Source organism: Chloroflexota bacterium, assembly GCA_013152435.1.
Classification (GTDB): Bacteria; Chloroflexota; Anaerolineae; order DUEN01; family DUEN01; genus DUEN01.
The window spans coordinates 23,356-38,493 of the sequence record JAADGJ010000003.1; the positions used below are offsets into that span (position 1 = coordinate 23,356).

Sequence of the window (15,138 nt, forward strand, 5' to 3'; positions counted from 1 at the left end):
TGTGTGTTACGTGTTACGTGTTGCGTATTGCGTGTTGCGTATTGCGTGTCGCGTGGGGCGTGGTCAGTTGGGCGACCAGAGCTTCAGGAAGCCCGGTAGATCCACCGCCTCACGCGGCCCGACCAGCACCTGCCAATCCGGCAACTCCTCCTCCAGCTCGCCCAACAGCACGGCGACGTGGCCAGGGATGATGACCTTGCGATGGTTGACCTTGGACTCGATGCCGGTCCCCTTGACCGTCTTGGCGATCTTCTCGGCGTCGAACTTGCCGGCCGCCCACGCCGTGAGGACGCTCATGCCCTCTGCATCGGCCACCAGAAGCCACCCCGGATGGCCGCTGGACTCCACCTCGTTGGCCACGGCAAAGTAGGTGATGGAGAAGTTGGTGGTGACCATGACGGGCGCGTCCGGTCCCGGGTTGTTGATCTCGTAGATGCCCGGCTCCACCTGGATCGGTTTCTGCGGATCGGTGAAGATGTTCTCCCGCCACACCAGCAGGCCATACGCCGAGGCCGGGGTGAAGCGATCCAACACGACGAACCCCGCATATTTGGCGATGTGCTGAGCCGCCAACAACGGCTCGTCCCCCGGATCGTCCACGCCCTCGCCGGGGAAGGCGATGATCGGGTAGCCCAGCGCCCGCAGGTTCTGCTTCAGCGCCAGCCGCCGGATGTACGTGAACGTCGTCAGCGTGCCCAGCGGATCGCGCGGCCCCGGATCCAGCACCAGGTCCTCCACGCCCGCCGACTTGATCTGTTCCGTCAGCTCGGCCAGGGCGGACAGATCGCCATCCCCCCGCACGGCCAGCGGCGCGCCGTGCGCCTTGGCCAGCTCCGCCAACGGCTGCCAGTTCTCCGCGGTAGCGCCCCACAGCAACGGGCGGACGCCCGCGGCCGCGTCCAGGCCGGCCTCGGCCGCCTTGGGATCAGGCGCCAACAGGATGAGCGGCCGTTCCGCCTGCATCGCCTGCTTCACCGCCTCCGCATATGTGGCCGGATCGCCCGAGGCCGCCTCCACCGCCACCCCGTCCAGGGTCAGGGAGATGCCAACATACTCAACCTCGTAGTCGCGCACCTGCTGAACCAGCGACTGGATCTCCTCGGCGGGCAGCGTGTCTCGGACCCGCACAAAGAGGCCGGGCTTGTGGTAAAAGGTCTTCTCATGGCGGAAGAGCACCGTCTCGTTCCCCGCCTCGACCTTGTACCCATCGCTGCTCAAGGTGATCAGGCGGATCGGTGGCGCCGCCGCCGCCGCCAGCTGCGCCTTGGCCTCCTCACTCACATACGGACAAGCGCTCAACTCGGCCTGCTTAGCCGCCAGCTTCATAGCGAAGGCCAGGCAGGTCGGGAAACCACACTCCTTGCAGTTCGTCTTGGGCAATAGCTTGTAGATCTGCAAGCCGCTTAATGCCATCGTGACCTCCCGGGCCCTTCGGCCCTATATAGAATTCGGAAACCCTACACGGCGACCACGCGCTCCACTTCCGGGAAGTAGTGCCGGACGGCTCGTTCGATCCCCTGCGAGAGGGTGGCCTGCATGAACGGACACCCCACGCAATGGCCGCCGAACCGCACCTGCACCTCCCCGTTCTCGTAACTCACCAGCTCCACGCTGCCGCCGTGGTTGGCCTCCAGGTATTGACTGATCTGCTCGATGAGCATCTCCAGGGTCAACTCGACCGGCTGTTCCGCTTCGCTCACGAAAGGCCTCCTATCTCCATCCAGCCCATCCGGCCTCACGCTGGAACCGATACGCCAGCGTGAAGAAGGCGGGCATGATGAAGGCGCCGGAGAGCACGATCCCGTTCTCCAGCAAAGGGTTCTGTCCCAGATACCCGATGACGCCGATCAACCCGGCAGCCGCCGAGAGGATCAATAGCCCACCGGACACCAGGTCCACACCCCACTCACGCACCAACATCAGCCCAAAGCCCAGAAGGGCCATACTGTACAACAGATACCCCAACAGATCCAGGGCGTAGGGAGCTGCGGACAGCCGACCGCTGTATCCCCAGGTCAGGTAGCCGCCCAACGCCGCCGTTCGCAGGACGGCGTCCTCGGAATGAGCGAAGAGATCGGCAAGCCCCCGGACGACCGTCAACTGCGTCCAATAGGCGAACAGGGAGAAGACGGCATAGAGCAGTCCCAACGCGCCCCACACGAGGGCCAGCCCTCCCCGCCTCCGGTAGCTCAGCACCGTCAAGGCGATGAGAAAGGGCACCTGGACCAGCGTCAACAGGAAGACGCCCGCGTACAACACCACATGGGCCGCCTCATGTTCGACGATGAACTGCAGCTCCTCGGCCGGCGTCGCCTCGGCCGGCGGGGCCGGCAATGCCAGCAGCATGACCAGCCAGACCATAGTGAGGATGGCCGCCGCCAAAGCCGACGTCGCGCCGGCCCGCATGATACCTCGTTCGCCGAACATGCGTCTGGCCCCCCTGGCGGCTTAGCTGGGCACCGGCTCGCCGGCCATAAGCCGCTCGATCATGCGCTTCACGCGCTGCACCGCCTCCGGGTGGCGCATGACCAGCACATCCGCCCCAGCATGCACCAGCGTGATCGCCGTCAGCGTCTCCCAAACGATGGCTCGCTCCTCCCAGTCACCCCAGGCGGCGGGCACCCCCTCACTGGCCCGAGCCTCTTTGGAGCGCCAGGCCTCCTCACCCGGGGTCACCAGCATCGGCGATTGGGTCATGACGTCGCCCTGCAAGGCCGCCAGACGCAGCCGCTCCATGACGGAGTAGCCGTACTCGATGCCATATCCCAGCGCCCCCGTGGTGGGATCCATGAGGATGCGATCTAGAGGGAGCCCCATGTCGTGGATCAGGATGATCAACTGCTTGGCCAGGTTCACGTCCATGGGAGTGCGGGAGTCCACCAGATGGCCATGGGCCAGCGCGGCCGCCACGATGGTGCGATAATTCTTCTCCTCGCACACACCCAACACCAGCCGCTCGCCCTTGGCCTCCTCAGCCACCGCCACCAGCAGATCGTTGTCCAGGTCCGCCTGCCCCGGCCCGAACACCAGCAGGGGAAGCCCCGTGGCCTCCAGCACACGCCGCACCGTGGCCCGGGCCGCGTCAGGCGATGGCGGGGAGCCGTTCCCGCCCGTGGGCGCCGTCAGACGCAGCAGGATCAGATCTGCGCCCCGCTCCGTCGCCGCCTGCGCCCACGTCACCGGATCGTTCACCACATCCCCCCAGGCGTTCAACAGGGGAGCGGGCCACTCCTCCGGCCGGCGATCCTGGATCTCGATAGCGATGCGTGGCGGATGCGGCATCTCCCCTTCATCGTGCAGGAAGGGCAGCGTCGATGCGCCCCCGATCGTGACGGTGTGACTGCGCGTACCACCTTCGGCCGCAGTGGCCCCCAACGTGATCTCACGCACCCGTCCCGTCCACGTCTCCTTTGGAATGGCTACTTCTGGCATCATTCCCTCCTCGCGACGGCACGCTCATTTCCCGTCGCGCAGCAAGATTGGCAGATATACTCTCTGAGATAACAGACCATGGATCACGAAATCCGCGTGCGTCACATCCGGCGGCACCGTCACCCGCCGCTGCGGCGGGGTGCTGCTCGGATATCGCTTCGATGCAGGACGCACGAGGTAACTACCCGGTCCCACTCGCAACTCATACGCGCCCGCGCCCCAGCCGTACACCCGATCCGCCAGCGTCTCGGTCTCATAGGACACGTCCCCAGCCTGGGCGACCACGGGTACGCCACACGCCGGAGCGCCCCCGACCAGGGTGACCCGCCCGCGTATCCGCTGGGAGAGCGGGTCGAGCGTCAGCGTCAGGGAGGCATCCGGCGGCACCGTCACCTGGCGCCGGGCGCTCGCATAGCCGCACGCCTCCACCTCCACCTCATACGTGCCCGCCGGCAAATCGAACGCAAAGGACCCATCATAGTAGATGAGTTTGCTTTGCACGTACTCGTGGCCGGAATATTGGCCCGGCACCACATAGTACACCATCCCCTGGGTGATCGGCTGACCAGAGGCATCCCGCACCACACCGCTGACACGATACGTCGTCGGATAGGTGAAGTCAATGCCGGATATGTCCTGGGTCACCGTCACCACTTGCGAGGGGAACGGCACGTCGGCCACGGCCCGGAGCTCGTACACGCCCGCCGGCACGGTCAGCGTGTACGCGCCGCTGGCGTCGCTCTTCAGCGGCGTGGATTCCGCCTCCCCCGTGCCGACCGGCTGCGCCATGACCGTGGCCCCCGTCAGCGGCCCCCCGGACCGATCCAGCACACGGCCCGTCACCTGGAAGGCCTCCGGCGCCCGCAGCTCCACGTCGGTAACCGGCCCCGCGACGTCGACTACGACCGGCGCCGGATCCGGATACCCCTGGATCACAGATGCGAGCGAATACCGCCCGGCCATGAGCGTAAACGTGAACGCCCCCGAGCTATCCGGCCGCGTGTGAGCGACCTCCTCGCCGCCGGGCGTCAGCGCGACCACGTCGAACGCGCCGGACAGCGAGCCGCCGGAGTGGGTGCGCACGTTTCCACGCACCGGGTATACCTCAGGCAGCCGCAGGTCCAGGCCAGCGACGTCCGCTTGTGGCGAGATGGTGGTGGTCACCACCCCATAGATGGCATCCCCGGGCCACGTCGCACGCACCCAATAGGAGATGCCCCCCAGGGAAAGGGCATAATTCCCTCCCCCATCCGTCTCGTCCCGGTCCGCCCAACGATCGACGTCACGACAGGCGCTCATGGGCCTCGCCCGCACCCGGGATTTCCACACGGGCTGGTCACCATCCCCAATCACCCGGCCGGTCACCCGGTACGCGGCGGGCATCTGGAAATTCAGCGTCGCCGTCTGCGCCTCCCGGAGATCCACCCGGCGGGCCAGGGGCTGAGGCAGAGTCTCCACGGAGACCTCATACTCCCCGGCGGGCACCGAGAACTGATAGCTACCCGTCTCATCCGTGTAGGCCCGGTAGATGTTCCCCTCCGCGCACCTCAGCGCCTCCGCCGCCACCGAGGCGTTGCTCACCGGCTTTCCATCGGCATCCCGCACGACGCCGGTGATGAGACGATCGTTCTCCCTCACCACCAGGCGCACATCCGTGACCTCAGGCGGCACGTGCACCCAGACGGGGTCGGCGAAGCCGTGGTCGAACAACTGCTGTGCGACCACCAGCCAGTCCCCCGGCAGGTTCACCTGCAGCGAGAAGGCGCCGGAAGGGTCCGACAGCCCGCTGGCCAGCGACCCGGTCCGGAACTCCGTCGCCGAGACCCACGCGTTGGCGATGGGCGCCCCGCTCTGGCTGACCACCTGCCCGGCGATCCGATACGTCTCCAGGGCGCCCTCCTGCGGCCGGGCCGGGGCGGCCGGACGGACGTCCTCCACAAAAGGAAGCGCCGAGAGCCGCCGGGCAGCCGCATCATCCGCGCCGACCAGGAACAGAATCTCCGGATAGCCCGGGTGCGAGAGGACGTTCACGCGTCCCAGATCCTCCCGCGGCTCAAGCCGGGCACGCACCTCCCGGACATACGAGGCACAGCCATCCTCGCAGTGGAGGCGCACGATCCACATAGAGGGCGGCAGGGCCTCTCGGGCGGCGCTTCCGCTCACCAACCCAACCCACGCGATCGCCACCAGCACCCAGGTGATATACTTCGGCAAGATCAGACCTCCTTGTATGACTCCCTCACCGCCGAACCCTATCACCCAAAGTGTGCCATGAATGACGGCAAACGCGCAAGGCTTTGCCCTGCCGCCTCATCACTCCGGTCACGCGTCCCGCCTGATCAGAAGATCGGCGGCATGGTCAACGCCGGATGATCATGCTGCTCCAACCACGGCAGCAGCTCCTCCACCGTGGTCGCCACCCGCTCGTCTGCGATGCGGTCGATCAGGTCCGGCATCCCCTCCCGCTCGGCGACGGCCTTCAGCTCCTCAGCCATGGTCTCCTTCAGGATCGAGGACATCCACACCACCCGCTTAAAGCCGCCGTCGGCGGAGATGAACTTGGGACTGGTCAGGTAGAACTTCCCCACGCCCATGACCCCCGGCGTCTGCAGGCCGCCGCCCGCCATACCCGCCAGGGTGGAGAAGGTCATGCCGGCGGGGGTCATGCTGGGATCCTCTCGGCTGACGACCATGACGCCGTTGGCCTCGGGGATCACCATGACGATGCACTCGAAGCACCCGCAGGCCGTCATCGGGTTCTCCATGATGGAGTACATGGCCACCTGCTCCACCGTGCCGTGAGAGGCCTGCCGGGCGTACTCATTCACCCCCGTGAAATATCCTTTCACCGGGTCCAAACATTCCTTCTTCGGGATCGGCTGATTGGGCCCCGTGGGGTTGATCTCATGGGATGCCTTGCAGTCAAGCCAGTTATAGGCCCCACACAGCCCCAGCCGCTGCGGGCTGATGATGCAGACGTGATTCGGGGCGAAGGACTGACACAGCGTGCACGAGTAGAAGGCGTCGACCGACTCATCGACCATCCCAGCCAGACGGATGTTCCGCTCGTGATAAGCCTCGCGCGCTCGCGCCAGCCACGTCTGGATCTGCTCCGGATCGGTCAGGATCTTCACCTGGACCTTGTCCACGATGGCGCCGAAGTCGGCGTGGAAGCGAGCGTAGAGGATGTCACCGAAGTGCCGCAGCGAGAACCCCTTCTCCGCCGCCTCCTTGCTGATGCGGATCCAGGTGATGTCCCGCTGGCCGATATGCTGGATGCCGGAGGCGCCGTTGATAAAGTAGTGGATCTGGCGCTCCAGGACCGGCTCGAAGTCGTGCTGCATCTTGCGGCCGGCCACCTCCACCACGATGCCCAGATCCATCGCGCCGCCCACCTCTGTCTCGGTGTACTCCGGGCCGATGACCTCGATCTTGCCGTCCTCCACCTCATCCCAGTCGGCCATGCGCAGGTACTCGAACGCCCGCGAGTACTTGCCGCCGAACTCCACCCGCATGTCCTTACGGCGCACCACCTCGCCCTCGAAGGCGGAGCCGTACGGCACCGGGATGGGCACCTCGGTGATGCGCACCTTGACGCCGCGCACCTCGATGGCCCGCTGCACCAGCCGGGCCGCCCGCTCCTCCTCCGTCTCCGCGTCGATCTCGTTCCAGGGCATGGAGATGACGTGCTCGTAGCGGGTGACGCCGGTAGGCAGGATCTGCGGGATCACGGTGTCCGCAATGGTGGGGAACCCGTAGGAGATGGCACCGGCGGCGGCGGCGTACTTCAGGTCGTCCACCTCCCCCAGCGCCAACACGAAGGCGAAGACGCGGAACTTGTTGTAAAGGAGGATATCCCGCCACTGCCCCGGTTTCAGGCCGCCGAAGGTCAGCGCCGATCGCGTGGCGAACCCCAGCGCGTAGATGGCGGAGATGGTATCGCGCCCAAAGGGGACGATATAGGTATCGTAGCCCATCTCCACCCCTTCCTCATGCAACTGGTCGATGATGGAGCGTCCATTGACGTTGCCGGAGAGGAAGACCAGGATGTTCCGCTGCTGAAGTTCTCGCACCAGGGCGACGGCCGCCTTGTTGCTCCGGGCCGCGCCGACGATGGCAGCGAAGCCGGGCATGCGGCCGTCCACCAGCTGGATTCCCCAGGAACGCAGCTGGATATCGTCAATGGGGCCGTTGAGATGCCCATCGGTGGCCTCGCCCTCGAACTCGGGGCTGGTAAAGGAGGTGCCACCGGCCAACTGGAACCCCGGATAAGGCTCTGGCTGCTCCCCCAGAGCAAAGCGGATCCCCTCGATGGCCTCCATGGCCAGCAGGGTCGCCATACCGGAGTCCAGCGTCTCCCCCAGATAGGGCGTCCACAGGTTCCCGTCCGGCACCGGGTGCAGCAGCTTCTTCGCGTGCTCCAGCACCGGCGTCAGGTCATCCAGCTTGGTGACCTCCTGGCCCAACATACCGTAGATGACGGGCAGATAGTAAGCCGTATTGGGGAAGGCAACCGGGGTATCCCCTCCCTTCTCGGCGATGGCTTTCTGGAGCAGCGCTTCCGCTTCCGCGACGAGGGCATTGGCCCCACGGATGGCTCGTGTCGCAATGTATCGGGACATATTTTCCCCCACCTCCCTTACTTAGCCACTTGCCCGTAAACCGCCTCGATCCGCTCCTCCAACGGGAGCTCCAGCAGTTCCGGCATGCGCCAATCACCGCTCTTCCCCCACCTGGACGGATCATACTCGGGCAAGCCCAAGGCAGCTCGCTTTTTATCGATATGCGCCAGCGCTCGGCGGACGATCTCCTCGGCCTCCGGGACGAACTCCAGCCTGCCGCCGACCTTCTTCTCCCAGCCCTCGCTGATGAGCCGGGTCACCTCCTCGCTTCCGCGCACGGGCCCTTCACCGCCCATGATCACGTAAGCCCCAGAGGCCACACAGTAGGTGGCGATGGCGAGAGCCTTCTCGCTCATCCACTCCGGCGCCATGCCCACCGCCGGGATATCGGCGATGTCCTCTCCAAGCCCGGTCTCGGTGGCCATCTGAGAGAGGACGGTGAGGATCCGGGAGTTGTCCACGCAGGAGCCCATGTGCAACACCGGCGGGATGCCGATGGCCTCGCAGACCTCCCGCAGGCCGGGCCCGGCCAGCTCCAGCGCGGTCTCGGGGGTCATATACCCCTGCTTGGCGCTGGCGATGGCGCCGCAGCCGGTCTCCACCACCAGCACATCGTTCTTGATGAACTCCGTCACCACATAACGATGGAGCGAATCATGGCAGATCCGAGCGTTGTTGCAGCCGATGTTGGCCACCACGCCCCGGATGCGGCCCGCGATGATCGCGTCGTTGAGCGGCCGGAAGGAGCCCCGATAGAAGCCGCCCAGGGCATAGTCGATGTACTCGTGGGAGAAGCCCGGCACCAACGAACTGCGCACGTCGGGGATCACGGTCTCCCCGCGCTCGGGGAAGCGATCGATGGCCCGCCGGATGATCTCCTTGGCGATCTCCAGCGCGTTGCGCTCATCGAACTCGATGTGGGTGGCGCCGGTGATCCTCACCTTCGGCGAGGTGGTGATCAGCTCCGTATGGAACTGCTCCGCCACAGGCACCAATCCCTGCATGATGCACTGGACATCCACCACCATCGCCTCCACCGCCCCGGTGAGGATGGCCAGTTCCTGCTGGAGGAAGTTGCCCGCCAGGGGGACGCCCTCCCGCACCAACGTCTCGTTGGCGGTGCAGCAGATGCCCGCCAGGTTGATGCCCTTGGCCCCCTTGCTCTTGGCGTACTCGATCATCTCGGGGTCCTGCGCCGCGGCGACGATCATCTCCGACAGGGTGGGCTCATGGCCATGGATAATGATGTTGACCATGTCCTTCTGCAGCACCCCCAGGTTCGCCTCGGATCGGATCGGGGCGGGCGTGCCGAAGAGGATGTCCGAGAGATCGGTAGCCAGCATGGAGCCGCCCCACCCATCGGCCAGCGCGCAGCGCATCGCCTGGTCCAGCAGATGCTCGGCGTCCTGGTCGTTGCCGATGTGCGTACGGTGCAGCAGGTCCACCACCTCACGGTCGATGCTTCGAGGGGCAAGCCCCAGCTCACGCCAGATCCTCTGTCGCTTCTCCGGGGCGCGCTTCAGGTAGAGGATCTCCCCCTCGATGCGTCCGAACTCCTTCAGAGCCGCCAGGGCCACATCCTGGGCGATCTCCGAGATCTCCCGTCCGCCGGTCTCGACGCCCAGATACCCGGCGACCTCCAGCAGCTTGTACGGATCACGGATCTTATAGTCGGGGGCGTCTCCTTTGGCCGCCTCCAACAAGGTGTAGGCCAGGTCACGGCCATGGTCTGAGTGGGAAGCGACGCCCACCGCCACAGCGCGGGCGAAGTTGCGGGCCACGATCGTATCTCGCGTCGCCCCGCACACGCCATATTCAGTCTTGCCCACCAGCCGGCAGGGGCCCATCGCGCAGTTCCGGCAACACAGCGACTCCGCGCCGATGGGACAGGGAACGATCTCGTCGGCCCGGGCGAAGGCGGTCTCCACCTCCAGCTGGAGCGCCCGCTCCAGAAGGGCAATCGCAGCCTCGTCTCGGCTGGCCTCCTCGGGCCTGCGTATCTTCTTCTTCGCCATGTCTTATCCTCCTCACACAGGGGGTCAACTCTTCTAGTATCTACGAAACTCTCCCGACATCTCAATATCCGCCTGATTGGTCTCGGTCATCCGGAAGCCCAGCACTTCCCATTTCGGATCGCGACGCTTCTCGGTGGGTTGCACGAGGATGGGGGGCTCCCCTTCGCCCACCGGGTAGCCAGCATCGGCTAGGGCCTGCTCAATGGCCGCACGATCGATCTTGGCCGGATCATAGGTGACCAAGACTTGCTTCCAGGCCGAGCTGATGTAGAACTCCTCGACCCCGTCCAGGTCGGCCATCACGTCTCGCACCTTGAGAACATGATGGTCCGCCCAGAGGGAGGGGACATCCAACACGACCTTTTCCATATCATTACCTCCTTGCGCCGTAGCTCTTAGGAAACATCCTGGGGACCTTTGTCTTCAAAAGCGTCCCTGCGCCACCCGATGCGGAGAGCATCGCGTCGCCCTCTCACTCCGAGTCCGGGGACGCCTCAGCATCCGCGTCGTCATCCACCCGGCCGTGCGGTCGCAGGTAGACCGGCGGCGTGCGGTACGGAGCGGCCTGATCACGTACAACGCCTCGCATGATATCACCGGAGACGTGCATGAGCGTGTCGTTGAAGTCCGGGTCGATGCCCATGCTCGCCAGGCAGGGATAATGATGATGAAACATGCCCGCTTGATGTTCCGCCTCATCCACGTGCACGCCGACCAGTTTCTCCGCCACGAAGCGGGCGCACCCGCACGCGGCATCCCGGATCACCTCGACCGATTCGATCGTTTTGCCGTCCTCCCCAACGTGGATGCGCAGATCAGGTCGGCCGAACCGCTTCGCGAAGGCGGCGATGACGGGGTGATCATACGAGCGCGCATAAGAGCGCACGTTATAGCTGGATTCGGTGAGGGAGCAGAATGGTTTCGGGAAGACAGCAGCCACGCCCGCCTGTTTCAGCCAACTCGCTATCTGACGCGCCAGCCCCGAGGGGAGCCACTCCTCGCGATCGATGGGAGCGATGACCGCCTGGGCGCCCACCGCCTCGGCCAACTCCGGCAGCAACACGGCCGTCGCGGGCACCTGTCCCAGCGACAGGATGAGATCGGCCGGCGGCAACCCCGGCGGCACAAACGCCTCGGGCTCATCCATCGCCTCGTCGAGAGAGATCGTGGCCGGCGCATTCCATATCACCAGACGCCAATCCAGCGGCATATGCCGCCGCACGTTCTCCGCAATCCGACGCCCATATTCCCCCTGAACAATCGCCAGAATACGCACGCTCGCAATCCCCTTCCTTACTCTTGAAAGCCTTCAGGGGGACGACGCGCGCGCCGTCCCCCTTCCCACCGCTCACAGATCAGAAGAGCCCGACCACGCGGCCGTTCTCGTCGATATCGACGTTCATGAAGGCGGGTCGAGAGGGCAACCCGGGCATGGTCCGCATCTCCCCACACAGCGGGTAGATGAACCCGGCACCCACGGAGGCCCGCACCTCACGCACCGGCAGGCGATACCCTCGCGGCACCCCCTTCCAGGCGGGGTTGTGGCTCAGCGAGAGATGGGTCTTGGCCATGCAGATGGGCAGATTCCCATAGCCCGCCTTCTCATAGGCCGCGATCTGGCGCTCCGCCTTGGTCTCATAGTCCACACCGTCCGCCAGGTACACCTTGGTCGCGATGGCCTCGATCTTCTGCTTGATGGACCACTCCAACGGATAGAGGAACTGGAAGTTGGACGGCTTATCACAGGCGGCCACCACCGCCTCGGCCAGCTCCAGCGCCCCCTCGCCGCCGCGGGCCCAATGCTCGGAGACGGCCGCCGCGTCCGCGCCGGCCTCCTCGGCCACTCGCTTGACCAGGGCCAGCTCCGCATCGGTGTCGTGCGGGAAGCGATTCACCGCCACCACCACCGGGACGCCGAAGAGCTTGGCGATCTCGATGTTGCGCACCAGGTTCTCGCACCCCTTCTCCAGCAGCTCCAGGTTCTCCTCGGTGTACGCCGGATCCAGCGGCCGGCCGGGCACCACGCGCGGGCCGCCGCCATGCATCTTCAGCGCCCGTACCGTGGCCACCATGACGACGCAGTTGGGGACCAGGCCGGAGTAGCGGCACTTGATGTTCATGAACTTCTCCATGCCGATGTCGGCGCCGAACCCGGACTCCGTCACCACATAGTCCGCCAGCTTCAGCGCGATCTGATCGGCCAGGATGGAGGAGTTCCCATGCGCGATGTTGGCGAACGGGCCGGCATGCACAAAGGCGGGCTGGCCCTCCAACGTCTGCATCAGATTGGGCTTGATGGCGTCCTTCATCAGGACCGTCATAGCCCCGGCCACGCCCAGATCCTCGGCCGTGATGGGCTCGCCCGACTTGCTCTGCCCGATCACGATGCGGCCCAGCCGCTCACGCAGGTCCTTCAGGCCGGTCGTCAGCGCCAGGATGGCCATCACCTCGGAAGCCACCGTGATGTCGAACCCGCTCTGGCGCGGCCGTCCGTCAGTCTTCTCGCCCAGGCCGATGATGACGTTGCGCAACGCCCGGTCGTTCACGTCCACCACCCGGTTCCACGTGATGGTATAGGGATCGATGTTCAGGCGCTTCAATCCCAGCTTGGCCAGCCGCTCGTCCGAGTAGTTGTCCTCATGCAGGATGCGAGCGTCGATGGCGGCCGCCAGCAGGTTATGCGCCGCCCCCACCGCGTGGATGTCGCCGGTCAGATGCAGATTGAAATCCTCCATGGGCACGACCTGGGAATAGCCGCCGCCGGCCGCACCGCCCTTGATGCCAAACGTCGGGCCCATGGATGGCTGACGGATACACGTCATCACGCGCTTGCCCAGACGCCCCAACGCCTGCGTCAGCCCGATGGTGGTCGTCGTCTTCCCCTCGCCCAGAGGGGTGGGCGTGATGGCCGTCACGTCGATGTACTTCCCCTGCGGCCGGTCCTTGAACTTCTCCAGGACCTCCAGCTGGACCTTCGCCTTGTACTTGCCGTACAGTTCCAGATCGTCCGGCTCCAGGCCCACAGAAGCCGCGATCTCCAGGATCGGCTTCAACTCGGCCGCCTGGGCGATTTCGAGATCACTGGGTACTGTTGACATCGCTGGCTCCTCCTTTGCTACGAGTCTATCCTCTTCGAACGATACGGGGACAGGGCCCTCCTTTAGGCCGCCGTGTCCTCCGCCGTGGGCTGTCCTTCCACGATGTGCGGATGGAGCAATCGCCCACGCAAGACGTTGACGCCGCGCCGTAAAGCCGTGGAGCGCTCCAACGCCCCGTCGACACCGTACTGACCGATCAACAGGAGATAGGGCAGGGCCGCATTGGTCAGGGCATGGCTGGCACTGCGAGCCACCCGCGCCGGGGCATTCGGCACGCAATAGTGCACAACCCCCTCCTCAATGTAGAACGGGTCCCGATGGGTGGTCGGCCGGCTGGTCTCCACACAACCGCCCTGATCGATGGAGAAGTCGATGATCACCGCCCGCGGCCGCATGCTCTGTACCATCTCTCGGGTGACCAGCACCGGCGATCGGGCGCCGGGGACAAGCACGCACCCCACCAACACGTCGGCGAAACGCACGACCTTATGCAGATTGTAAGGGCTGGTGAAGAGGGTGACGATGCGCCCCCGAAGCATGGAATCGACATGCTGCAAGCGCCGCGGGTTGTGATCCAGGACGGTCACGTGCGCTCCCAGCCCGGAGAAGCACCGGGCGGCATGGGAGCCCACCACGCCAGCGCCCAGGATCACCACCTCCGCCGGAGGCACTCCGTGCATGCCGCTCAGCAGGATGCCACGCCCGCCCATGTGGCTGGACAGCAGCTCGCTGGCGATCATGGGGGCCAACCGACCGGCCAGCTCGCTGGTCGGCATCAGCACGGGAAGCGTGCCATCGTCCTCCTGAATCATCTCGTAGGCGATGGCCGTGACCTCGCGCATCTCCAGCGTCTCCGTCAGGTCTCGCGAGGCCACCGCCAGGTGCAGATAGCACAACAACGTCTGCCCGGACCGCAGCAGGTGATGCTCTGCTCGGGTCGGCCGTGTGGCCTTGACGATCACCTCGGCCCGGCCGTAGGTCTCCTCCGCGGAGTAGACGATCTCCGCGCCGGCCGCCCGATAGTCCTCGTCGGAGAAACCGGCCCCCAACCCGGCGTTGCGCTCCACATATACGGTGTGTCCAGCATCGACCAGGGCGTGCACGCCCGCGGGGGTCAGCCCCACGCGCATCTCCAGATCCCGCACTTCCTTCGGAACGCCAAACCGCATCGAGCGACCAGACATAGACGCCGGCTCCCCTTCCAGGGCATCGTAGGGCAAGGGGACGGTTCGCGCTCCCGGTGGTGTGGCAGCGCCCTGCCGTTGCTCCCGGAGGTCCTGCTGATGGATCAGATACAGCTCACAGAAGTCGCACGTGATATATGGAGGCGCGCAGCAGTGACGGTCGCCGTTCCCGAGCTCCCAGCACGGTGTACGCGAGAGGTAAGCCTCGCATCGCTCGCACGGCAAGGGCCATGAGGCGCTCTGGCTTCCCACGCGCAGCGCACACCAAGCTCGCACCTCCCAACACGGCCGCACAGAAACCTCCCCCACTCCCGTTGACATTCTAAAGTACAGTGACCGGCGCGAGGACAAGGAGCGACGAAACAAAAAGCGCCATCTGTCCCTTCCCACTTCGGGACAGAATGGCGCCCATCATCAGCAGGCGGTGCCATCCTCAGCACCGTAGCATCCGCTTCCGTATTTCGCTATCAATATACCATGCAGGTCCCCAGGTGTCAATAGTGGCACATGCGGTGACAGGGCTTTTCAAAAATCTAACGGAGACTCTCCCCGGGCACCTCAAACCAGCCTCGCCTCACTTGGGAAAGGGCGTTGTAGGGGCGCAACGGCATTGCGCCCTATTCGCATCCACTGAACAGCATGGGCGAGGCCCCCGCCTGTCGCTTTTTCCCTCCACAGGCGGCCGCACCTGAAAGGGAAAGCGCGGAGGGGAAGCCCCTCCGCAGAAAAACGCCTTTTCTCGCCTTTCACCTGCCCGGCTGGGGCTTTGGCCGGCGGCCTTCGGCCC

11 protein-coding genes are annotated in these 15,138 nt (G+C 65.4%); all 11 read right to left on the reverse strand.

Features of this window, described 5'->3' with window-relative positions; genetic code table 11:
* Positions 1-63: 63 nt before the first annotated feature.
* The 11 genes from GXP39_00150 to ald all read right to left on the reverse strand — a co-directional run bounded on the left by GXP39_00150 (position 64) and on the right by ald (position 14,336).
* Positions 64-1,413 (reverse strand): acetyl-CoA decarbonylase/synthase complex subunit gamma, encoded by a 1,350-nt coding sequence (locus GXP39_00150; protein NOZ26448.1) that lies wholly within the window; start codon positions 1,411-1,413, stop codon positions 64-66.
* A gap of 44 nt (positions 1,414-1,457) precedes the next feature.
* Complete coding sequence (locus GXP39_00155) at positions 1,458-1,661, reverse strand: NifU family protein (protein NOZ26449.1); 204 nt, start codon at positions 1,659-1,661, stop codon at positions 1,458-1,460.
* Between the two features lie 49 nt (positions 1,662-1,710).
* Complete coding sequence (locus tag GXP39_00160; protein ID NOZ26450.1) at positions 1,711-2,427, reverse strand: hypothetical protein; 717 nt, start codon at positions 2,425-2,427, stop codon at positions 1,711-1,713.
* A gap of 21 nt (positions 2,428-2,448) precedes the next feature.
* Entirely contained in the window at positions 2,449-3,432 is a 984-nt protein-coding gene (locus GXP39_00165) for an acetyl-CoA decarbonylase/synthase complex subunit delta (protein NOZ26451.1), read from the reverse strand.
* Between the two features lie 24 nt (positions 3,433-3,456).
* Positions 3,457-5,646 carry a carboxypeptidase regulatory-like domain-containing protein gene (locus GXP39_00170; protein NOZ26452.1) on the reverse strand — a complete coding sequence of 730 codons (2,190 nt, stop codon included), beginning with the start codon at positions 5,644-5,646 and terminating at the stop codon, positions 3,457-3,459.
* Positions 5,647-5,771: 125 nt separating this feature from the next.
* Positions 5,772-8,054, reverse strand: coding sequence for a CO dehydrogenase/CO-methylating acetyl-CoA synthase complex subunit beta (gene cdhC, locus GXP39_00175; GenBank protein ID NOZ26453.1), 2,283 nt, complete (start codon positions 8,052-8,054; stop codon positions 5,772-5,774).
* Positions 8,055-8,071: 17 nt separating this feature from the next.
* Complete coding sequence (gene cooS, locus GXP39_00180) at positions 8,072-10,069, reverse strand: anaerobic carbon-monoxide dehydrogenase catalytic subunit (GenBank protein NOZ26454.1); 1,998 nt, start codon at positions 10,067-10,069, stop codon at positions 8,072-8,074.
* 33 nt (positions 10,070-10,102) lie between these two features.
* On the reverse strand, positions 10,103-10,438 hold the full coding sequence (locus GXP39_00185; protein ID NOZ26455.1) for a heavy-metal-associated domain-containing protein: 336 nt from the start codon (positions 10,436-10,438) through the stop codon (positions 10,103-10,105).
* A gap of 103 nt (positions 10,439-10,541) precedes the next feature.
* Positions 10,542-11,345, reverse strand: a complete 804-nt coding sequence (locus GXP39_00190) for a hypothetical protein (protein NOZ26456.1) — start codon at positions 11,343-11,345, stop codon at positions 10,542-10,544.
* Positions 11,346-11,424: 79 nt separating this feature from the next.
* The gene (locus tag GXP39_00195) at positions 11,425-13,167 is read right to left on the reverse strand and encodes a formate--tetrahydrofolate ligase (GenBank protein ID NOZ26457.1); all 1,743 of its coding nucleotides are present in this window, start codon (positions 13,165-13,167) and stop codon (positions 11,425-11,427) included.
* A 62-nt stretch (positions 13,168-13,229) separates the two neighbouring features.
* Positions 13,230-14,336 carry an alanine dehydrogenase gene (gene ald / locus GXP39_00200; protein ID NOZ26458.1) on the reverse strand — a complete coding sequence of 369 codons (1,107 nt, stop codon included), beginning with the start codon at positions 14,334-14,336 and terminating at the stop codon, positions 13,230-13,232.
* Positions 14,337-15,138: the final 802 nt, after the last annotated feature.

Coding starts and splice junctions, on each gene's coding strand:
- GXP39_00150 (NOZ26448.1), bottom strand. CDS start 1,413: ATGGCATTAAGCGGCTTGCAGATCTACAAGCTATTGCCCAAGACGAAC.
- GXP39_00155 (NOZ26449.1), bottom strand. CDS start 1,661: ATGCTCATCGAGCAGATCAGTCAATACCTGGAGGCCAACCACGGCGGC.
- GXP39_00160 (NOZ26450.1), bottom strand. CDS start 2,427: ATGTTCGGCGAACGAGGTATCATGCGGGCCGGCGCGACGTCGGCTTTG.
- GXP39_00165 (NOZ26451.1), bottom strand. CDS start 3,432: ATGCCAGAAGTAGCCATTCCAAAGGAGACGTGGACGGGACGGGTGCGT.
- cdhC (NOZ26453.1), bottom strand. CDS start 8,054: ATGTCCCGATACATTGCGACACGAGCCATCCGTGGGGCCAATGCCCTC.
- cooS (NOZ26454.1), bottom strand. CDS start 10,069: ATGGCGAAGAAGAAGATACGCAGGCCCGAGGAGGCCAGCCGAGACGAG.
- GXP39_00185 (NOZ26455.1), bottom strand. CDS start 10,438: ATGGAAAAGGTCGTGTTGGATGTCCCCTCCCTCTGGGCGGACCATCAT.
- GXP39_00195 (NOZ26457.1), bottom strand. CDS start 13,167: ATGTCAACAGTACCCAGTGATCTCGAAATCGCCCAGGCGGCCGAGTTG.
- ald (NOZ26458.1), bottom strand. CDS start 14,336: ATGCGGTTTGGCGTTCCGAAGGAAGTGCGGGATCTGGAGATGCGCGTG.